The sequence below is a fragment of the Brevundimonas sp. GCM10030266 genome (assembly GCF_042666595.1).
Lineage (GTDB): Bacteria > Pseudomonadota > Alphaproteobacteria > Caulobacterales > Caulobacteraceae > Brevundimonas.
In genome coordinates, this window is record NZ_JBHTCY010000001.1 from 580,497 (window position 1) to 599,507 (window position 19,011).

The 19,011-nt window shown below is 69.0% G+C and carries 18 protein-coding genes; 8 read left to right on the forward strand and 10 right to left on the reverse strand.

The features are described 5' to 3' along the window. Positions 1-70 precede the first annotated feature (70 nt). Positions 71-2,173 carry a prolyl oligopeptidase family serine peptidase gene (locus ACFQQC_RS03100; protein ID WP_376859578.1) on the forward strand — a complete coding sequence of 701 codons (2,103 nt, stop codon included), beginning with the start codon at positions 71-73 and terminating at the stop codon, positions 2,171-2,173. A gap of 73 nt (positions 2,174-2,246) precedes the next feature. Here the strand turns inward: ACFQQC_RS03100 and ACFQQC_RS03105 are convergent, their stop codons facing one another. Then, on the reverse strand, positions 2,247-2,546 hold the full coding sequence (locus ACFQQC_RS03105; RefSeq protein ID WP_376859580.1) for a hypothetical protein: 300 nt from the start codon (positions 2,544-2,546) through the stop codon (positions 2,247-2,249). Between the two features lie 179 nt (positions 2,547-2,725). Here ACFQQC_RS03105 and ACFQQC_RS03110 point away from each other — a divergent pair, with 179 nt between their 5' ends. The 3 genes from ACFQQC_RS03110 (at position 2,726) to ACFQQC_RS03120 (ending at position 7,182) form a co-directional block, all read left to right on the forward strand. Next, on the forward strand, positions 2,726-4,759 hold the full coding sequence (locus ACFQQC_RS03110) for an AsmA family protein (RefSeq protein WP_376859582.1): 2,034 nt from the start codon (positions 2,726-2,728) through the stop codon (positions 4,757-4,759). 47 nt (positions 4,760-4,806) lie between these two features. Further along, on the forward strand, positions 4,807-5,664 hold the full coding sequence (locus ACFQQC_RS03115) for an alpha/beta hydrolase (RefSeq protein WP_376859584.1): 858 nt from the start codon (positions 4,807-4,809) through the stop codon (positions 5,662-5,664). Between the two features lie 72 nt (positions 5,665-5,736). Continuing rightward, entirely contained in the window at positions 5,737-7,182 is a 1,446-nt protein-coding gene (locus ACFQQC_RS03120; protein WP_376859586.1) for an AMP nucleosidase, read from the forward strand. A gap of 9 nt (positions 7,183-7,191) precedes the next feature. Here the strand turns inward: ACFQQC_RS03120 and ACFQQC_RS03125 are convergent, their stop codons facing one another. The 5 genes from ACFQQC_RS03125 to ACFQQC_RS03145 all read right to left on the reverse strand — a co-directional run bounded on the left by ACFQQC_RS03125 (position 7,192) and on the right by ACFQQC_RS03145 (position 11,827). After that, on the reverse strand, positions 7,192-7,653 hold the full coding sequence (locus ACFQQC_RS03125; RefSeq protein WP_376859588.1) for a phasin family protein: 462 nt from the start codon (positions 7,651-7,653) through the stop codon (positions 7,192-7,194). A gap of 26 nt (positions 7,654-7,679) precedes the next feature. Then, a complete protein-coding gene (locus ACFQQC_RS03130; protein WP_376859589.1) occupies positions 7,680-8,429 on the reverse strand; it encodes a creatininase family protein in 750 nt (249 codons plus the stop codon). 67 nt (positions 8,430-8,496) lie between these two features. Beyond that, the gene (locus ACFQQC_RS03135) at positions 8,497-9,099 is read right to left on the reverse strand and encodes a TetR/AcrR family transcriptional regulator (RefSeq protein ID WP_376859591.1); all 603 of its coding nucleotides are present in this window, start codon (positions 9,097-9,099) and stop codon (positions 8,497-8,499) included. Next, complete coding sequence (locus ACFQQC_RS03140; RefSeq protein WP_376859593.1) at positions 9,099-10,706, reverse strand: DHA2 family efflux MFS transporter permease subunit; 1,608 nt, start codon at positions 10,704-10,706, stop codon at positions 9,099-9,101. Before ACFQQC_RS03140 ends, ACFQQC_RS03135 begins: the two co-directional genes overlap by 1 nt. A 29-nt stretch (positions 10,707-10,735) precedes the next feature. Continuing rightward, positions 10,736-11,827: an HlyD family secretion protein gene (locus tag ACFQQC_RS03145; RefSeq protein WP_376859595.1), complete on the reverse strand. Its 1,092-nt coding sequence runs from the start codon at positions 11,825-11,827 to the stop codon at positions 10,736-10,738. Between the two features lie 130 nt (positions 11,828-11,957). Here ACFQQC_RS03145 and ACFQQC_RS03150 point away from each other — a divergent pair, with 130 nt between their 5' ends. Together ACFQQC_RS03150 and nth are read left to right on the forward strand one after the other, a co-directional pair. Beyond that, entirely contained in the window at positions 11,958-13,229 is a 1,272-nt protein-coding gene (locus ACFQQC_RS03150) for a flavin monoamine oxidase family protein (RefSeq protein ID WP_376859597.1), read from the forward strand. Continuing rightward, positions 13,226-13,969: an endonuclease III gene (gene nth, locus ACFQQC_RS03155; RefSeq protein WP_376859599.1), complete on the forward strand. Its 744-nt coding sequence runs from the start codon at positions 13,226-13,228 to the stop codon at positions 13,967-13,969. Before ACFQQC_RS03150 ends, nth begins: the two co-directional genes overlap by 4 nt. A 7-nt stretch (positions 13,970-13,976) precedes the next feature. Here nth and ACFQQC_RS03160 read toward each other — a convergent pair whose 3' ends face one another. Beyond that, entirely contained in the window at positions 13,977-14,351 is a 375-nt protein-coding gene (locus ACFQQC_RS03160; RefSeq protein ID WP_376859601.1) for a MarR family winged helix-turn-helix transcriptional regulator, read from the reverse strand. Positions 14,352-14,685: 334 nt separating this feature from the next. Here ACFQQC_RS03160 and ACFQQC_RS03165 point away from each other — a divergent pair, with 334 nt between their 5' ends. After that, positions 14,686-16,113: a methyl-accepting chemotaxis protein gene (locus ACFQQC_RS03165; RefSeq protein ID WP_376859603.1), complete on the forward strand. Its 1,428-nt coding sequence runs from the start codon at positions 14,686-14,688 to the stop codon at positions 16,111-16,113. Here the strand turns inward: ACFQQC_RS03165 and ACFQQC_RS03170 are convergent, their stop codons facing one another. Then, positions 16,114-17,001 carry a RimK family alpha-L-glutamate ligase gene (locus ACFQQC_RS03170; RefSeq protein ID WP_376859605.1) on the reverse strand — a complete coding sequence of 296 codons (888 nt, stop codon included), beginning with the start codon at positions 16,999-17,001 and terminating at the stop codon, positions 16,114-16,116. Between the two features lie 72 nt (positions 17,002-17,073). On the opposite strand from ACFQQC_RS03170, the gene ACFQQC_RS03175 reads away from it, so the two are divergent. Further along, positions 17,074-18,093: an adenosine kinase gene (locus ACFQQC_RS03175; RefSeq protein ID WP_376859607.1), complete on the forward strand. Its 1,020-nt coding sequence runs from the start codon at positions 17,074-17,076 to the stop codon at positions 18,091-18,093. Positions 18,094-18,170: 77 nt separating this feature from the next. On the opposite strand, the gene ACFQQC_RS03180 is transcribed toward ACFQQC_RS03175, so the two are convergent. Continuing rightward, entirely contained in the window at positions 18,171-18,743 is a 573-nt protein-coding gene (locus ACFQQC_RS03180; protein WP_376859609.1) for a Smr/MutS family protein, read from the reverse strand. Beyond that, positions 18,740-18,988: a helix-turn-helix domain-containing protein gene (locus ACFQQC_RS03185; protein WP_376859611.1), complete on the reverse strand. Its 249-nt coding sequence runs from the start codon at positions 18,986-18,988 to the stop codon at positions 18,740-18,742. The genes ACFQQC_RS03180 and ACFQQC_RS03185 overlap by 4 nt, the downstream gene beginning before the upstream one ends. Between the last annotated feature and the right edge of the window lie 23 nt (positions 18,989-19,011).

A 19,011-nucleotide genomic window follows, 5' to 3' on the forward strand; every position in this document is an offset into this window, starting at 1 on the left:
ACAAGCGTCGCCGCTTTCGCCCGCCCGCCCCCGGTGCTACGCCAGCCGCCGAAGACAAAGGAACCTGCCCATGCGTCACCGCTCCCTGCTTTCCTGCGCCGTCGCCGCCATTGCGCTGGCGACCGCCGTCCCCGCCCTGGCCGAGGCGCCCGCCACTGCGTCCGCCACGGCGACCTCGACCCAGACCGCGCAGCAGGCCTTCGACTACACCGCCATGATCTCGGCCAACCGGCTGGGCGATCCGCAGGTGTCGCCGGACGGCCGCTGGGTCGTCTATTCGGTGACCACCACCGACGTGACCGCCAACCGCCGTGCGGGCGCCCTGTTCATCCAGGACCTGCAGAACCCCGGCGAGGGCCGTCGTCTGGCCCTCAACGAGGGCGGCGCCAACACCGCCCGCTGGGGCTCGGACGGCAAGCTGTACTTCCTCTCGGGCCGCTCGGGCTCCAGCCAGGTCTGGCGCGCCGAGGCCGACGGCACGGCGCCGGTGCAGGTGACCAACCTGCCGCTGGACGTGAACGCCTACCGCATCAGCCCCGACGCCGCGAAGATCGTCGTCTCGCTGGCCGTCTTCCCCGACTGCGCCGATCTGGCCTGCACCGTGGACCGCGCCAAGGCCGTCGCCGACGATCCCTCGACCGGCCAGGTCTATGACCGCATGTTCGTCCGCCACTGGGACACCTGGAACGACCACACCCAGAACCACCTGTTCGCCGTCAACGTCGACGGCTCGGGAACGCCGGTTCACCTGACCCGCGGCTTCGACGGAGACACGCCTTCCAAGCCCTTCGGCGACGAGAGCGAGTTCGTCTTCACCCCGGACAGCCAGGGCGTCGTCTTCTCGGCCCGTCAGGCCGGAAACAGCGAACCGTGGGGCACCAATTTCGACCTCTATCAGGTCGCCATCTCGGCTCCGGGCCAGCTGACCAACCTGACCGACGCCAATGACGCCTGGGACACCGGCCCGGTCTATTCGCCGGACGGCAAGACCCTGGCCTATCGCGCCATGGCCCGCCCGGGCTTCGAGGCCGACAAATACGCCATCTTGCTGCGGGACGTGGCCTCGGGCGAGACCCGCCAGATCGCCGCCGACTGGGACCGCTCGGCCGACACCCTGCAGTGGTCGCGTGACGGCCGCACCCTCTACACCACCGCCGGCGACGTCGGTCAGACCCGCCTGTTCGGCATTGATGTCCGTCGCGGCACGGTCACCCCGCTGACCGGCGAGGGCCACGTCTCGGCCTTCCAGCAGACCCCCTCGGGCTTCGTCTTCGCCCAGGACACCCTGCGCCGCCCCAGCGAGCTGTTTGTGAAGACCTTCCGCGGCCGCGAAATGCCGCGCCAGATCACCAATGTGAACCCGCAGCTGGACAACCTGGCCTTCGGCGAGGCCGAGCAGTTCAGCTTCCCGGGCTGGAATAATGAGACGGTCCACGGCTACGTCATCAAGCCGTCGAACTATGTCGAGGGCCAGAAATACCCGGTCGCCTTCCTGATCCACGGCGGGCCGCAGGGCTCGTTCGGCAACAGCTGGTCCTATCGCTGGAACCCGTCGACCTACGCCGGCGCGGGCTATGCGGTCGTCATGATCGATTTCCACGGCTCGACCGGCTACGGCCAGGCCTTCACCGACTCGATCAGCCAGCACTGGGGCGACCGCCCGCTGGAAGACCTGCAGAAGGGCTGGGCCGCCGCTCAGGAGCGCTACAGCTTCCTGGACGGTGACAACGCCTGCGCCCTGGGCGCCTCCTACGGCGGCTACATGATCAACTGGATCGCCGGCAACTGGCCGGGCGAGTTCAAATGCCTGGTCAACCACGACGGCGTCTTCGACATCCGCGGCATGGCCTATGGCACCGAAGAGCTGTGGTTCACCGAGTGGGAATACGGCGGCACCCACTACGACAATCCGGAAGGCTACGAGCGCTTCAACCCGGTGCATCACGTGGCGAAGTGGCAGGACCCGATGCTGGTGGTCCAGGGCGACCTGGACTTCCGCATCCCGACTTCGCAGGGCCTGTCGACCTTCACCGCCCTGCAGCGCCGCGGCATCGAAAGCCGTCTGGTCTTCTTCCCGGACGAGAACCACTGGGTTCTGCGTCCCGCCAACAGCGTCCAGTGGCACAACGAGGTGTTCGGCTGGCTGGACAAGTATCTGAAGCCGGCGAACTGATCGCCGCTTCCGGCCAAAGAGAAAGGGCGCTCCCGGCGGGAGCGCCCTTTTTTCATGGCCGCGCCGTCGTGGATCAGCGAACGCGGGCGTTGGCCGAGGTGTTGACCAGCCGGGCGTGCTCGGTCGCCGTGATGCAGCGCGGCGTCGACCAGGTCGGGTCCGACGGACGCAGGGCCTGCACCTCCCGGGCGGTGATGAAGATCGGGGCGGCGCCGTGCTCGCGGGTGAAGGACCGGCGGGTGGCGGCGTCGGTGGCGCAGACCATGACCGGTCGGGCGACCGGCGCCTGCGACGCTTCATGGGCGACCACCGGGGCGGCGGACAGGGCGGAAGCCGCCGTAGCGACGGCGGCGAAGGCGTAAACGGGACGCATGTGGGTTCCTCCATAACGCCTGAAATGCTCAGGACTCGGAGCGAATAATGCGCGGATATCGCCGTTTGTAAATGTTATATGACGTCTTGAAGTATGAAATTTGACATCGGCCGTTCGAACGACGGCTGAGCCTTTCGTCGCCCTCATGCGTTGTGCTGGCTTCGACGGAGCCCAGCCGCTTGCCCAACTTCTTGAAAGACAACCCGAACTGGCTCGCCTTCCGGGACCGCGCCCTGCGTCCCGCCGGCGCGGGACTGGGCCGGTGGCGCGACAACGATCCCTTCATCGCCGCGATCAAACGGCCCGGGCGGACGGAAAAGATCGCCGCCGCGATCACCCTGCTGCTCATTCTGGCGATCGTCCTGTTCCTGATGCTGTTCGACTGGAACTGGCTGCGCGGCCCCATCGGACGCTGGGCCTCGGCGAAATACGACCGCCAGATCGAGCTGAACGGCGATCTGGACGTGAAGCTGCTCAGCTGGACCCCGTCGGTTCAGGTGCGCGACCTGCGGATCGGCGGCCCCGACTGGGCGCGGGACCGCGACACGCTGAAGGTCGCCGACCTCCAGGCCTCGGCCCGGCTTCGCGCCCTGCTGGCGGGCCGGATCGAGATGCCGCTGGTCGCCATCACCCGTCCGGAGGTCGTGCTGATCTCGACCGAGGACGGCCGTCAGAGCTGGAAGCTGAATCCCGACGCCCCGGACACCGGCGAGGGCCTGAAGCTGCCGCCGATCAACCGGCTGGTGATCACCGACGGCAAGGTCTCGCTGGACGAACAGCGCCGCAAGATCCGGCTGGAGGCCACCGTCAGCGCCCGCGAAGGCTCCGACGGCGACGCCGGCTTCAATCTGGACGGCGAAGGCACGATCAACGGCACGCCCCTGACGCTGGCCGTCGCGGGCGGCCCCTTCATCAACATCCGGCGCGACCACCCCTACGGCTTCCGGGCGACCCTGGCCGGCGTCGGATCGCGACTGGAGGCCAACGGTTCGATCACCCGTCCGTTCGATCTCGGCCAGTTCCGGGCGACCCTCAGCCTGCAGGGGCGCGATCTGGCCGACCTGTACCTGCTGACCGGCATCACCACCCCGAACACCCCGCCCTACCGCCTGTCCGGCACACTGACCCGCGATGACGCCAGGTTCAGCTTCAACAAATTCAGCGGCCGGGTGGGCTCCTCCGACCTGTCTGGCGATCTGGTCGTCGACAAGCCGGGCGACCGCCGCCGGGTGGATGCGGTGCTGCATTCCGACCTGCTGGACATCGACGATCTGGCCTCCGTCCTCGGCGGCAAGCCCACGGTCACTCCGGCGGGCAACACCGTCGTGACCTCCGGCCAGCCCGGCCGCCTGCTGCCCGACGCGCCTCTGGCCGTCGAGCGTCTGCGCACCATGGACGGCTCGCTGAAGTACACGGCCGCCCGGGTGAAGCGGAACGAACTGGATATCCGCAAGGTCGAACTCGGCGCCGATCTGGACGGCGCCATCCTCAACCTCGACCCGGTCGCCTTCACCTTCAATCGCGGCGAACTGCGGGGCACGGCCAGGATCAACGCGACCCGCGACACCCCCTACAGCGCCGTCGATTTCCGCCTGCGCGGCTATCCGCTGGAATCGATCATCCCCGCGCGCGGCGGCGCCCCGACCGTGACCGGCAGCGCCCTGGGCCGGGCGCAGCTGGAGGGTCCGGGCGCCTCGATCCACGACTTCGCCGCCGCCTCGAAGGGGCAGCTCACCGTGGTCGTGCCACAGGGCCGCATGCGCGCCGCCTTCGCCGAACTGCTGGGAATCAACGCCACGGCGGGCCTGTTCCGTCTGCTGGGCGGTGATGAGTCCGATGTCGAAATCCGCTGCGGCGTCGCCGACTTCCGCGTCGCCAACGGGGTCGCGACAGCCCAGACCTTCGTCGTCGACACCACCCCCGTGCTGGCCCAGGGCGCCGGAACCATCAATCTGGGCGAGGAGACGATGAACCTGCGGATCGACGGCGAGACCAAGGAGGCCCGACTGGTTCGCCTGTGGTCGCCCATCGTGGTGCAGGGCCCCCTGACCGCGCCCGCCGTCGGCATCGACACCGGCTCCGTCGTCGGACAGGCCGGTCTGGCGGGCCTCCTCGGCGCCGTGGTCAATCCGCTGGTCGCCCTGCTGCCCTTCGTCGATCCGGGACTGGCCGAGGACGCAAACTGCGGCGCGCTGATCTCCTCGGCGCGATAAATCGGGCGCGGATTGGTCTGAGGCGCCGGATCATGCGTATCTGGCGCATGACCAGAAGAGGCTTGCTCGCCCCCATGCTCGGCGCCTTCGCCGCCGCCTGTTCGCCGCTCAGCCTGCTGAACGGCCTCGGTCCGCGCGACAGCGGCGCCCGGCGCGTGGCGCAGGGCTTGCGCTATGGCGACGATCCGCGCCAGACGATGGATGTCTTCGCGCCCACGACGACGGCCAACGCACCCCGGCCAGTGCTGGTCTTCTTCTACGGCGGCGGCTGGGATTCCGGCTCGCGCGAAGTCTATGGCTGGGCCGCGCAGGCGCTGGCCTCCCGGGGGTTCGTCGTCTTCGTGCCCGACTACCGCATCGTGCCGGAAGTTCACTTCCCCGCCTTCATCGAGGACGCCGCCGCCGCGACCGCGGCGGCCGGGAGACTGGCCCCCGACCATGCCGGCGATCCCGCGCGGCTGGGCGTTCTGGGTCATTCCGCGGGGGCGCATCTGGCGATGATGATCGCGCTGGACCGCCGCTACATGGCCGCCGTCGAAGCTCCGACCCTGATCAGGGCCGCCGCCGGTCTGGCCGGGCCCTACGACTTCCTGCCGTTTGACGTTCCCGCCTCGATCAACGCCTTCGGTCGCGTTCCGGACCCCACCCTGACCCAGCCGGTCAGTTTCGTCCGGGCGGACGCCCCGCCGCTCTGGCTGGGCCACGGAACCGCCGACACCATCGTCCATGCCGAGGACACCACCATCCTCTGCGACCGGATGCGGGCCATCGGCGGACGCTGCGAAGCCAAACTCTATCCGGGCCTCTCCCACGAAGACCTGATCGCCACCTTCTCCCCCCTGTTCCGCCGGAAGGCCTCCGTGCTGGAAGACGTCACCGGCTTCTTCCACCGCGAACTCGGCTGACCCGTCACACGCCGTAACCGGTGTTCAGCGTAGCTGTCTCGCCAAGGTCACGATCTTCCGTTAGAGGAGGCCATGACAAATACGATGACAGCACAGGCGGCGCTGGACCGCCTCGAAACCCTCTACGCACAATCCGTCGCCAATCTGCGCGACGCGGTGAAGACCTTCCTCGCCACCGGCGAACGTCCCGACATCGACGAACGGAACAACGGCCTCTTCGCCTATCCCGAACTTCGCGTCAGCTGGTTCGGCGACCGTCCGCAGGGCCTGCCGATCCGCGCCTGGGCCCGCCTGTCGCGCCCCGGCGTATATTCCACCACCATCACCCGGCCCGAGCTGTACCGCTCCTATCTGCAGGAGCAGCTGAGCCTGCTGGAGCAGGACTACGGCGCGACCTTCGACGTCGGCCCGTCGGAGCAGGAGATCCCCTTCCCCTACGTGCTGGACGGCTCGGACGTGGTGCTGGACGCCACGATGACGGCCTCCATCGCCCGCTACTTCCCGACCACGGATCTGGCCCACATCGGCGATGAAATCTCGGACGGTCTGTGGGACGCCGAAGACGAGTTCCCGCTGGCCCAGTTCGATGGCCTGCGCACCGACTTCTCGCTGGCCCGCCTGCGCCACTACACCGGCACGCCGGTCGAGGACGTCCAGAACTACATCCTGTTCACGAACTACAACCGGTACGTCGACGAGTTCGTCCGCTGGGCGCTGGAGCAGATCAAGGATCCGAACAGCATCTACGAGACCTTCTCGACCTCGGGCGGGGTGGTGGTCACGCGCGACACGCCGAACCCGGAGGCCGTCGTCGCCGACGCCGCCTGGAAGAAGCACCAGATGCCCGCCTACCACCTGACGGCGCCGGGCTGGAACGGCATTACCCTGGTCAACATCGGCGTCGGTCCGTCCAACGCCAAGACCATCTGCGACCACCTGGCGGTCACCCGCCCGCACGCGTGGATGATGATCGGCCACTGCGGCGGTCTGCGCCCCAGCCAGACCATCGGCGACTATGTGCTGGCCCACGCCTATCTGCGCGAGGACCACGTGCTGGACGCCGTCCTGCCGCCGGACATCCCCATCCCCTCGATCGCCGAGGTCCAGCGGGCCCTCTATGACGCCGCCAAGATCGTCTCGGGCGCGCCCGGCGAGGAAGTGAAGCGTCGCCTGCGCACCGGCACCGTCGTCACCACCGACGACCGGAACTGGGAGCTGCGCTATTCCAAGTCGGCCCTGCGCTTCAACCAGAGCCGCGCCGTCGCCATCGACATGGAATCGGCCACCATCGCCGCCCAGGGCTATCGCTTCCGCGTCCCCTACGGGACGCTGCTGTGTGTCTCGGACAAGCCGCTGCACGGCGAGATCAAGCTGCCGGGTCAGGCCAACCGCTTCTATGAGGGCTCCATCTCGGAACACCTCCAGATCGGCATCCAGGCCGTCGACCTGCTCCGCGCCGAGGGCAACCGCCTGCACAGCCGCAAGCTCCGCGCCTTCGACGAGCCGCCGTTCCGGTAAACGGGACGGCTACTTCCTCAGCCGTTCCGCGTTGGCGATCGCCGCCGCGTGGATCGGCTGCAGGGCGTCCGTCTGAAGCTTCAGCATGGCCGCACCCATGGCCCAGCCCTGCTCCAGCGAGCGGCTCCAGGCGTTGGCGGCCCAGGCGCCTTGGGCGGCCAGCATCTCGGCCGGCGTTTCGGAGCGCATCACCGCATCCAGCGCCCGGCTGGCGGTCGCCGTCTCGCGCGCCGCCACGGTCTGCGCCGTCTGGGCCAGCACTGCCGCCCCGTTCAGCCCGATCCGCGCCGATTTCGACAGGGCGTCCAGCTTCTCGGAGCCCATCAGGGTCAGTTCGGCCATGTCGGCCTTGGCCGGATCGGCGATGGCCTCGGCCATGATGGTCAGCCGCCGGGCGATGACGTCGCCCGAGGCTTCCAGCAATTCCTGTCCGGCGCGGGCGGCCCGCGCGGCCTCGTCGATAGGGCTCATGATCTGACGGTGCGCCTCACGCGATCCTACGGCAAGACTTCCGACGAGAAGTCCGCGACATCCTTCAGCAGGGCCGGAACCGCCGCATCGATGATGGTCTGGCCGTGCTCCGGGCTGGCCAGCATGGGATCAGAGCCGATCCGGCCGTCCGGGAAGCGGGCGCGATAGTCCAGCGCGTCGCGGATCGGCCCGTTCGGCGCGATCTTCGGCGAATAGTCCGCCGTCTTGATCCGGTCCGGATAGGCGGCCTGGGTCACGGCGATCTCGGACGGGGTGGCGTGCATGCCGTGGCCGACCGGGAACAGGCGATTGCACAGGCTGTTCACCCCCGGCAGGTCCCACCAGTTGCGCAGTTTCAGCACGAAGGGCGGACGCTCCTCGGCGAAGGACCACTCGGCATAGATCTCGGCGAAGGTCGCCTCGATGGTGGCGACGTTGCCGCCGTGGCCGTTCAGGAAATAGATCCGCTCGAAGCCATGCCGCTGCAGCGACATCACCCAGTCGGTGATCGCGGCCATGAAGGTCGAGGGGCGCAGGGAGATGGTGCCCGCGAAGGCCAGATGGTGCTGGGCCATGCCGATGTTGAAGGTCGGGGCGACCACCAGCTGATCATCGGACCGCTCGGCGGCGTGGGCGATGATCTCGGGGCACAGCCAGTCGGTGCCCAGCAGACCGGTCGGCCCGTGCTGCTCGTTCGAGCCGATCGGCACCACCACCGTCTTCACAGTCTTCAGCCGGGCGTCGATCTCGGGCCAGGACGACAGGTGCATCAGCATGGGAAAGGCTCCTCGGGACTTCCGGCCTCAACTAGCGCCCCGCGCGGCAGGCCACAAAGGGAAAGCGTCAGGAAGCGGACGGACTGAACGCCCGGATGAACCGCCGCGCCGTCTCCCTTGCCCGCGCCTCACGGTCGAAGGCCGGATGCGGCACGCCCAGCATGGTGCGCAGGTGGCCGTGGCCCAGCGTCATGCCGGCGAACATCTCCGCCGCCGCCTGGGGGTCGGGAATGACCAGCAACCCCTTGGCGTCCTGCTCCGCCAGCCAGGCGGACAACCGTCGCAGCCCCTCGGCGGGGCCGGCGTCATAGATGGCCCTGGCCAGATCCGGCGCGTGCGGCGACATCAGCGCCACGCCCCGCATCGAGGTGCGGCTTTCGTCGCCGCAGATCTTGTCCAGCAGGGCCGAGGCCATGGCCGTCAGCACCGGCTCGGGATCGCCGCCGGACCTCAGCGGGGCGCTGATCGCATCCGAGCGCCGGGTCGCCAGCGCGCGGCCGATCTCCAGCTTGGACGGAAAGCGGTTGTAGAGGGTCTGGCGCGACACCCCCGCCGTCCGGGCGATGGCTTCCATCGACACCGACACGCCCTTCTCGGCGAACAGCACCAGCGCCGCGTCCAGAATGGCCTCGGTCTTGGCCTCGTCGACCTGTCCTGCGATCCGCGGCATCAGTGGCCGTCCGAGGCGACGGGCGGCGCGCCCGGCTGTTGCTTCACCGGCTGGGCCAGCAGGGTGACGAAGGCCGCGGCGGCGCAGCCGATGGCCAGCATGGCGAAGGCGTCGCCAAACGCCAGCGTCGTCGCCTGTTTCTGCAGCATGCCGTACACCGCCTTCATCGCCGACCCTTCCGGATCAATGGAGCCGGCGAACCGCTCCTGCATCCCCGCCAGCATCCCCTGCATACCCGCATTGGTGTTCTGGATGCCCTGCGTCAGTTCGCTCATGTGCAGGGCGGTGTTGGTGGTCAGGGAGGTGTTCAGCAGAGCCAGCCCGACCGCCCCGCCGACGTTGCGGAACAGGTTCACCAGCCCCGAGGCGTTCTTGACCATGTGCGGCGGCAGGGTCGCCATCGTGACCTGCTGCGAGGCGATCATGGCGATCATCACACCCACGCCGCGCAGGGCCTGAACGCCCGCGAACTCCCAGAAGCCCCACTGATCCGTGACCGCATGGGCGTCCCACATGCCCCAGGCGCACATCATGAAGCCGCCGAACATCAGGATGCGCGCGTCGACCAGTCGGACCAGACGCCCGGCGAACGGCCCGGTGGCGAACATGGCCAGACCCGAGACGACCATTGTGGTGCCCACCTCGGCCGCCGAATAGCCCCGCACCCGCCCCAGGAACAGCGGCAGCAGAAAGGTCCCGCCGAACAGGGCCAGACCCACGGTGAAGGTCATGATGACCCCCACGAGGAAGTTGCGATTGGCGAAGGCCCGCAGCTCGACGATCGGATTGTAGTAGGTCAGCGTCCGCCAGATGAAGATCGGCCCCGTCACCGCCGTGACGACGCTGAGCAGCAGGATGTGGTCGTCCGCGAACCAGTCGTTCTTGGCCCCCTCCTCCAGCACGAATTGCAGGCTCATCAGGAAGGTGGCCATCAGGGCCAGACCCCACCAGTCGAAGCCCTTCGACAGCGACGGATCACCCTTGTCGAAGTTCGCGTAACGGCTGACCAGGAACAGCACCAGCAGTCCGGGCGGCACATTGATGAAGAACAGCCAGCGCCAGCTCAACTGCTCGGTCAGGTGCCCCCCCAGCGTCGGCCCGATGGTCGGCGCCAGGGTCACGATCAGCCCCATGATGACGCTGGCCGTCACCCGCTGCGCGGGCGGGAAGGCGGTGAAGGCCACGGCGAAGACGGTCGGGATCATCGCCCCGCCGACAAAGCCCTGCACGGCGCGGAAGAAGATCATCTGCTCGACCGACCCCGACAGGCCGACGGCGACGCTCATCAGGATGAAGCCGGTGCAGGACAGCAGGAAGACGCGCTGCGTTCCCCACAGCCGCGACAAGTATCCCGACAGGGGGATCATCACGACCTCCGGGATCAGATAGGCGGTCTGGATCCAGCTGATCTCGTCCGCCGAGGCGCCCACCCCCGCCTGGATCTGCGGCAGGGACGAGGCGACGATCTGGATGTCGAGAATGGCCATGAACTGGCCGATCACCATCCCGGCGAAGCCGAGCAGGAGGATCGTCCAGTTGACCTTGGGTTCCGCCGGGGCGGCCGCCGGTATCGGGGCCGCGTCAGGCGTGACGGATCGGGACGTCATGGTTCAACCTTCCCCGTTGGGGGCGGACATCAGCGCGCGGCGGTCTGGACCGGGGCGGCGGCGGATTCGGCGAAGGTCTGGCCGCCCTCGCTCTTCAGATCGACCTTCACCTCGACCGACAGGCCGGGGCGCAGCACGGCGCCCTCGCGGCGATCCACGCGGATGCGGACCGGGACGCGCTGGGTGATCTTGGTGAAGTTGCCGGTGGCGTTCTCGACCGGGATCAGGGCGAACTCCGAACCCGTGGCCGGGGCGAAGCTGTCGATATGGCCGACCAGCGGCTCGCCCTTGAAGGCGTCGGCCTTGATCTCGACCGTCTGGCCCAGACGCAGCCGATCCATCTGGGTCTCCTTGAAGTTGGCGACCACATAGGTGTCGCCCAGCGGCACGATCGACAGGATCGCCCCGCCCGGGCGGACATACTGGCCCACCCGCACGCCGCGCGCGCCGACCACGCCGGCGACAGGCGCGCGGATCACGGTGCGCTCCAGCGCGATGCGGGCCTGATCGACAAGGGCGCGCGCCTGATCGACCGAGGCGACCGACTGCTGACGGGTCGAGCCCAGCACCCCGGCGGCGCGCTGTTCGGCGACCAGCGCGGCCTGGGCTTCGGCGACGGACGCCTGCGCCGTGCGGGCGGTGGCCTGTTCGGTCTCGATCCGCTGCTGCGAGACCCAGCCCTTCTCGGCCAGCTGGCCATAGCGATCGACCTGCTGGCGGGCCAGATCGGCCTGCGCCTGCGCCTGCGTCACCGAGGCGGCGCGGCTGGCGATCAGGGCCTGTTCCTGCTCGGCGCGGGCATCGACATTGGCGACACCGGCCTCCAGCGCGGCGAGATTGGCCTCGGCCTGCGCCAGCTTCACCTTCGCATCGGCGTCGTCCAGACGGATCAGCACCTGACCGGCCTCGACCCGCTGGTTATCGGCGACCAGCACCTCGACCACATAGCCCTCGACCTGCGGACTGACCGAGGTGGTGTCGGCCTGGACGAAGGCGTTGTCGGTGGCTTCCCACCTCTGCTTGCCCTGCCACCAGACGACCCCGCCGATGACGAGGCCCAGGCCGAGCACGCCGGCGACGATGAGGGGAAGGCGTTTCTTGACGGCGGGATTGAGGGCCATGTCGGAACTCGGAGTGCGGGGGGGGTGCGATAAAACGTCGCGCATAAATGGACAGCCCTGTCCAGAAATCAACTCCCTTGTTTCGGCGCCGCAACACGTCATGTTTCGCGACGTAAGGACTGAGGTTTCCGTGTCACTTCCCGCTTCCGTCGATGTGGTCGTCATCGGGGCCGGCGCCGCCGGTCTGGCGGCCGCGCGCGCCCTGTCGAACCAGCCCCTGTCGGTCGCCGTGCTCGAGGCCCGCGACCGGATCGGCGGCCGGGCCTGGACCCTGCCCTTCCGGGGCGAGGGTCTGGATATGGGCTGCGGCTGGCTGCACTCGGCGGATGAGAACCCGCTGGCGGCGATGGTCGAACCCGCGGGCCTGACGGTCGATCGAACCCCGCCGCCCTGGCAGAGCCAAGCCTTCAACCATGAGACCAGCGACGCCGAGATCGCCGACTTCCGCGCCGCCTACGACGCCTTCGACGACCGCATCGCCGAAGCCGCCGCCCGCGGGCACGAGGCCCCCGCCTCCACCCTGCTGGAGCCCGGCAACCGCTGGAACGGCCGGATCGACGCCATCTCCGGCGCCCTGAACGGCGCCCGCTTCGCCCAGGTCTCCATCCTCGACTACGACGCCTACCGCGACACCGGCGTGAACTGGCGGGTGCGCGAGGGATACGGCCGACTGATCGAAGCCCTCGGTCGTCCGGTCCCGGTCGTCACCGACTGCCCGGTCCGCCGGATCGACCGCTCGGGCCCGGTCCTGAAGCTGACCACCGACCGGGGCATGATCGAGGCCCGCACGGTCATCGTCACCGTCCCGACCGATCTGATCGCCCGCGAGACCCTGAAATTCGATCCGCCCCTGCCCGCGCTCGTCGAGGCGGCCAGCTATGTGCCGCTGGGACTGGCGTCCAAGATGCACATGACCGTCACCGGGGCGGAGGACTTCCCGGAGAACAGCCAGTTGTGGGGCCGCACCGACACCGCGGACACCGGCGGCTACCACCTGCGGCCCTTCGGTCGGCCGATGATCGAGGGCTACTACGGCGCCGATCTGGCGCGCGGGCTGGAGGCCGAGGGTCAGGCGGGCTTCTACGCCTTCGCCGTCGACGAACTGGTCCATCTGCTGGGCTCGGACATGCGCAAGCGGCTGTCGCCCGTGGTCGCGACCATGTGGGGCGCCGATCCCTGGTCCCACGGCGCCTATTCCCACGCCATGCCCGGCCACGCGGGCGACCGCAAAAGGCTCAAGGCCCCGATCGAGAACCGCATCTTCCTGGCCGGCGAAGCCACCGCCGAAGCCTTCTACGGCACCACCCACGGCGCCTGGATGGAGGGCGAGCGCGCGGCGCGGGAGGCGATGGCGGCGCTGGGCCTTGATCCCGGGCCGGCGCGCGGCGACGAAGAGGCATGAAACCGCCCGCGCCCAAGCGTCCGAAGAAGACTGCCCCCAAACGCCCCGCCGTGATGACCGGCGCAGCGATCCCGGTGCTGCGCTGGCCGCCGGACGAGGATCGGGTCGAGACCATCTTCGAGCGACTGGCGGCCTTCATGCCGGACCCGAAGACCGAGCTGAACTACACCAACCCCTTCACCTTCGTGGTCGCCGTCGCCCTGTCAGCGCAGGCGACCGACGTCGGGGTCAACAAGGCCACCGACAAGCTGTTCAAGGTCGCCGATACGCCGCAGAAGATGCTGGCGCTGGGCGAAGAAGGGCTGATCCCTTTCATCAACTCCATCGGCCTGTATCGCGGCAAGGCGAAGAACGTCATCGCCCTGAGCCGCATCGTGCTGGAGAAACACGGCGGCGAAATCCCGCTGAACCGCGAGGACCTGCAGGCCCTTCCGGGCGTGGGCCGCAAGACCGCCAGCGTGGTGCTGAACGAAATGGGCGTCGAGCCGGCCATCGCCGTGGACACCCACGTCTTCCGCGTTTCGCACCGGCTGGGTCTGGCCAACGCCGGCACACCCGACAAGGTCGAGGCCCAGTTGCACCGGATCGTGCCGGACGAGTGGCTGCCCAAGGCCCACCATTGGCTGATCCTGCATGGCCGCTACACCTGCACCGCGCGCCGGCCGAAATGCACCGCCTGCGTCATCAACGACCTCTGCCCCTCACGCGCCGGTCTGATGGCGCTGGGCGAGGCGGCCTGAGCAGACCTCAAGCGTCGGTCGCCGCCTCCGACGCCGCCGCATCGGCCTCGCGCAGGCCGGGATCAGTCATCAGGCGCGAGGCCAGGGTCTCGAGCACGTTCAGCGCGGTCATCAGCTCCGCGTCCGGAACGCCGTCGAACACCCGGGTTCGCATCGCCGCCGCCAGATCGTCGAAGGCCGCCAGGGCGGTGGCGCCCTTCTCCTGCATGACCACCAGACGCGAGCGCCCGTCCCCGATCAGACGTCGACGCGTCACCAGACCGGCATCCTCCAGCCAGTCCACCAGCCGGGTCACGCTGGCGCCGGTGATCTTCATCCGTTCGGCGATCTCGGAATGGGTCAGGCCGCGCCTGGCGTCGGCCAGCACATAGAGCAGGCTCATCGGCGCCCCCGCGTGACCCGCGCCGCGATAGGCCTCGGCCGAGCGCTGTTGCCACCGCCTCGCGGCTTGCGAGACACTGTTAACAACTTTCAATTGCAGCGAATATCTGGAGGTGGGCACGGCGTTCCGGGGGGCGAGAAACGTAGCGGTATGCAAGGGAGGCCGGGCGCGTATCACGTTCCGGATTCCGGTGTTACCGGATGCGCTTGTTGAGGGAAAAATGACTGTTTCGCCATAAAACATAGGGCGCTAAGCAAACGGGCGCCGCCCGTAAACCATTAACGGTCAAGCTTCGCGCAGTTCGCGTATCCCTCCCCTCCTATCGAGACACGCCATGAAGACCTTTCTTCGCGGCCGCTCCACCGACACCTCGGTCGAGCTCGCCGAGCGCCGCGCCATGCTGGACGCCGTCCATCGCTCGCAGGCCGTCATCGAGTTTGAACTCGACGGCACGATCCGCACCGCCAACGCCAATTTCCTGGCCGTCGTCGGCTACGAACTGGACGAGATCCGGGGGCGTCACCACAGTATCTTCATGGATCCGGCCGAGGCCGCCGGCGCCGAGTACAAGGCCTTCTGGCGTCGGCTGAACGCCGGGGAGTTCATCGCCGACAAGTTCACCCGTTACGGCAAGGGCGGAACCCGGGCGGTGATCGAGGCCTCCTACAACCCGATCCTCGACGCGAGCGGAAAACCCTACAAGGTGGTCAAATTCGCCACCGACGTCACCGCCGCCGAGGTCGAACGCGAACGCCGCGCCGAGGCCGATCGCCGGGAAGCCGAGCTCCAGACCCGGGTGGTCGAGGACACCGGTCGCGGCCTGGCCGCCATGGCGGGCGGCGATCTGTCGTACCGGATCATCAGCGACTTCCCCGGCCGCTACGGCCCGCTGCGCGAAAACTTCAACAGCGCCATGACCGCCGTCGACGAGGCCATGGGCGTCATTCGCGCCAATGCCGGAGCGATGCAGTCCGGCGCCGGCGAGATCAGCAGCGCCGCCACCGAGCTGTCGCGCCGCACGGAGCGTCAGGCCGCCAGCCTGGAGGAAACCGCGGCGGCCCTCGACGAGATCACCGCCACGGTGAAACGCACCGCCGAGAACGCCCTGTCCGCCGACACGGTCGTCGGCCAGGCCCGCACGCAGGCGCAGAGCGGCGGCGAGGTCGTCCAGCGCGCCGTCGCCGCCATGGGCGAGATCGAACAGTCCTCCGACCAGATCGGCCAGATCATCGGCGTGATCGACGAGATCGCCTTCCAGACCAACCTTCTGGCCCTGAACGCCGGGGTCGAGGCCGCCCGCGCCGGCGAGGCCGGTCGCGGCTTCGCGGTCGTGGCCTCCGAGGTCCGGGCCCTGGCCCAGCGCTCGGCGGACTCGGCCAGGGAGATCAAGACCCTGATCTCGGCCTCGGGCGCCCAGGTGAAGGACGGGGTGGTTCTGGTGCGCCAGTCGGGCGAGGCCCTCACCGGCATCGTCAGCCGCATCGGCGAGATCACCGAACTGATGGGCGAGATCCGCGCCTCGACCCAGGAACAGGCGTCCGGGCTGGCCCAGGTCAACACCGCGGTGAACGACATGGATCAGGTCACCCAGCAGAACGCCGCCATGGTCGAGCAGTCGACCGCCGCCAGCCTGAACCTCAACCGCGAAGCCGGGACGCTGGCCGAGCTGGTCGGGCGTTTCCAGGTCAGCGAGGGCGGCTTCCGCCCCACGCCGATCCGTCAGGCCGAGGCCCGCATCGAGGCCTTCGCCCGCAGCGCCTGATCAGGCCTCCAGCACGGCCCGGACGGCCTCGGCGAACTTGCGCCCGCCGTCCGGCGCCGACCCCAGATAGAAGTCGGGCTCGATCAGCTCGGCCTCCATCAGCCGCCAGCCGCCATCCGGCGCCCGCGCCATGTCGATCCGGGCGTAGAGCAGGTCCTCCCCGATGGCCGCCAGCGTCGCCTCCGCCAACGCCAGCGCCCCCTCCGGCGGCTCCGGCAGGGCCACATACTGGCCGCCGAACTGCACCTGGATGCGGAATTCTCCGCTGACCGGCCGCTTGTTGACCACGTGGCTCAGCTTGCCGCCGAAGAACAGCAGGCTGGTCTCGCCCCCCAATTCGTCCTGACTCTCGATGGACGGCAGATAGGGCTGGATCATCGCCGGCCCCTCGGGCGCTCCCTCCATCGTCTCCCCGCGCGTCAGCCGCAGCGTCTTCCACGCCCCGCCCGAAACGCGCGGCTTGACCACCACCACATCGGTCCCGAAGCGGTCGAAGGCGGCGTCCACGTCCGTCTGCGTCACGCCGTCGACCCAGATCGTGTCGGGCACAGCCACGCCCTTGTCGGCCAGCCGGCCCAGATAGCTCTTGTCCGAATTCCAGCCGATCACCGCCGCCGGATTGCGCATCCGCACCCCCGCCGCCTCCCAGATCCGGCAAGCCTGAATCCACCGTTGATGATCGCGGTGATAGCCCCACACGATCAGCGGCAGGACCAGCGGATAGCCCGTCAGGCCCGAGGCGTCCTCGATGTGGTCCGTCCAGGGCGTCGGCTCGACCGTCACATCGGCCGCCGCCAGCGCGCTCGACAGGCGTTGCAGAACCCCCGGCCACTGGCCGGCATAGGAGGCGTCCGAGGGGTCGGGTGTCAGGACGGCGATACGGGTCATGCGCCTTCACTAGCCCCGGCTTCGGGCCGCGTCATCTGGTCAAACACCGCCGCGCCCGCTATGGCCGCGCCCATGACCCAGAACGCCCCCACCTACGACGTCATCGCCGTCGGCAACGCCATCGTCGACGTGCTGGCTCCGTGTGAGCCCGCCTTCCTGGAGGCCCAAAGCCTCGTCGCCGGCTCGATGCAGCTGGTCGACGCCGACCAGAGCGCCGCCCTCTACGCCGCCATGGCCGCGGGCGTTGAGGCCTCGGGTGGCTCGGCGGGCAACACCGTCGCCGGCGTCGGCAGCTTCGGCGGTCGCGCGGCCTATATCGGCAAGGTGGCCGACGACCAGCTGGGCGGCGTCTTCGCCCATGACATCCGCGCCGTCGGCGTTCACTTCGACACCCCGGTCCTGCAGGACGGCGCCGCGACCGGCCACGCCACCGGCGTCTGCATGATCAACGTCACCCCGGACGGCCAGCGCACCATGTGCACCTTCCTGGGCGCCGCGAACCAGCTGACCGTCGCCGACGTCGACGCCGACCTGATCGGCGCCTCGGCCATCGTCTATCTGGAAGGCTATCTGTTCGATCCGGCCCCGGCCCGCGCCGCCTTCGAGGCCGCCGCCGCCGCCGCCCACGCCGCCGGCCGGAAGGTCGCCATCACCCTGTCGGACAGCTTCGTCGTCCACCGCTGGCGCGCCGAGCTTCTGGCCTTCATCGAGGCCTCGGCCGACATCGTTCTGGCCAATGAGGCCGAACTGGCCGCCCTGTTCGAAACCGACGACTTCGACGCGGCCGCCGCACGGCTGAGCTCAATGGTTGACGTGGCCGCTGTCACGCGCGGCGCTGACGGGTCCGTCGTGATCTCGGGCGACCAGCGCGTCACCGTCGCCGCCTTCCCCGTCGAAAAGGTCATCGACACCACCGGCGCCGGTGACCAGTACGCCGCCGGCCTGCTGCTGGGCCTCGCCCGCGGCTTGTCGCTCGAGGATGCCGGCAAGCTCGGCTCCCTCGCCGCCTCGGAAGTCATCGCCCACTGGGGCCCGCGCCCCTCGGTGTCGCTCGAAACCCTGGCGAAAAAAGGGGGGCTGACGCTTCTCTAGGTTCTGGGCGCCAGGGGTCAGGTTTCAGGGAGGCTCAGGTCCGCCCTGAAACCTGAAACCTAGAGCCTACAACCTCCTCAGCTCCGGCGAATGGTCACATACAGCGCCCCGTCGCCGCCGTGGTGGCGGGCGGCGGGTGCGAACCCCGACACCACCGTCCTGAGCCCCGGCGCGGCCAGCCATTCGTGCACCGAGGCGCGGATGATGCCCGTGCCGCCTCTGCGGCCCTGACCGGTCACCACCAGCACCGAACGATAGCCGCGCGCCTGCGCCCCCAGCAGGAAGGCGGTCAGGGCGTCCTGGGCCTGGAAGCGGCCATAGCCGTGCAGGTCGATCTTCGCCTCGATCGGATCGCGCTCGCGGGACAGGCGGCGCTTGCGGCGCGGCTCCAGCTCCTCCGGCACGCCGCGGCTGCGGGACGACGGCGCGGGGGATGGATCAGCGAAAACGGGAACCGTGGCGGGCTTTGGCCTGACGAATTTGGGCGGCGGTTTCGATCCCGCCTTCGACGGCGGCGCGGCGGGCGGATCGGCCTCCACGGCGCCCGGCGTGACGCGCAGCGCCTTCTTCACGACCTTCTGCTTCACCGAGCCCGTGACGCGGGCCCAGATCCGACGGTCATCGGGACTGAGATCGTCCCGGCGGCTCATGAGGTTCCGTCGAGGTCCTCGTCCGGCGCCGTCTCCTGCGGACCGGGGCTCCAGACCAGCAGGTCGCCCGGCTGGCAGTTCAGCTCACGGCACAGGGCGTCCAGGGTGCTGAACCGCACGGCCCGCGCCTTGCCGGTCTTCAGGATCGACAGATTGGCCAGGGTCACGCCCACGCGGTCGGCGAGCTCCGTCAACGACATGCGTCGTTCGACGAGGATGCGATCAAGCTGGACGCGGATGGCCATGAGGTACTGCTTAGCTGAACGGG

Bases quoted from the DNA above. Each gene is read 5' to 3' on its own strand.
- ACFQQC_RS03120 (WP_376859586.1), top strand. From the start codon at position 5,737: ATGACAAATACGATGACAGCACAGGCGGCGCTGGACCGCCTCGAAACC.
- ACFQQC_RS03125 (WP_376859588.1), bottom strand. From the start codon at position 7,653: ATGAGCCCTATCGACGAGGCCGCGCGGGCCGCCCGCGCCGGACAGGAA.
- ACFQQC_RS03170 (WP_376859605.1), bottom strand. From the start codon at position 17,001: ATGACCCGTATCGCCGTCCTGACACCCGACCCCTCGGACGCCTCCTAT.
- ACFQQC_RS03175 (WP_376859607.1), top strand. From the start codon at position 17,074: ATGACCCAGAACGCCCCCACCTACGACGTCATCGCCGTCGGCAACGCC.
- ACFQQC_RS03145 (WP_376859595.1), bottom strand. From the start codon at position 11,827: ATGGCCCTCAATCCCGCCGTCAAGAAACGCCTTCCCCTCATCGTCGCC.
- ACFQQC_RS03165 (WP_376859603.1), top strand. From the start codon at position 14,686: ATGAAGACCTTTCTTCGCGGCCGCTCCACCGACACCTCGGTCGAGCTC.
- nth (WP_376859599.1), top strand. From the start codon at position 13,226: ATGAAACCGCCCGCGCCCAAGCGTCCGAAGAAGACTGCCCCCAAACGC.
- ACFQQC_RS03180 (WP_376859609.1), bottom strand. From the start codon at position 18,743: ATGAGCCGCCGGGACGATCTCAGTCCCGATGACCGTCGGATCTGGGCC.
- ACFQQC_RS03135 (WP_376859591.1), bottom strand. From the start codon at position 9,099: ATGCCGCGGATCGCAGGACAGGTCGACGAGGCCAAGACCGAGGCCATT.
- ACFQQC_RS03100 (WP_376859578.1), top strand. From the start codon at position 71: ATGCGTCACCGCTCCCTGCTTTCCTGCGCCGTCGCCGCCATTGCGCTG.
- ACFQQC_RS03160 (WP_376859601.1), bottom strand. From the start codon at position 14,351: ATGAGCCTGCTCTATGTGCTGGCCGACGCCAGGCGCGGCCTGACCCAT.
- ACFQQC_RS03130 (WP_376859589.1), bottom strand. From the start codon at position 8,429: ATGCTGATGCACCTGTCGTCCTGGCCCGAGATCGACGCCCGGCTGAAG.
- ACFQQC_RS03105 (WP_376859580.1), bottom strand. From the start codon at position 2,546: ATGCGTCCCGTTTACGCCTTCGCCGCCGTCGCTACGGCGGCTTCCGCC.
- ACFQQC_RS03115 (WP_376859584.1), top strand. From the start codon at position 4,807: ATGACCAGAAGAGGCTTGCTCGCCCCCATGCTCGGCGCCTTCGCCGCC.
- ACFQQC_RS03140 (WP_376859593.1), bottom strand. From the start codon at position 10,706: ATGACGTCCCGATCCGTCACGCCTGACGCGGCCCCGATACCGGCGGCC.
- ACFQQC_RS03185 (WP_376859611.1), bottom strand. From the start codon at position 18,988: ATGGCCATCCGCGTCCAGCTTGATCGCATCCTCGTCGAACGACGCATG.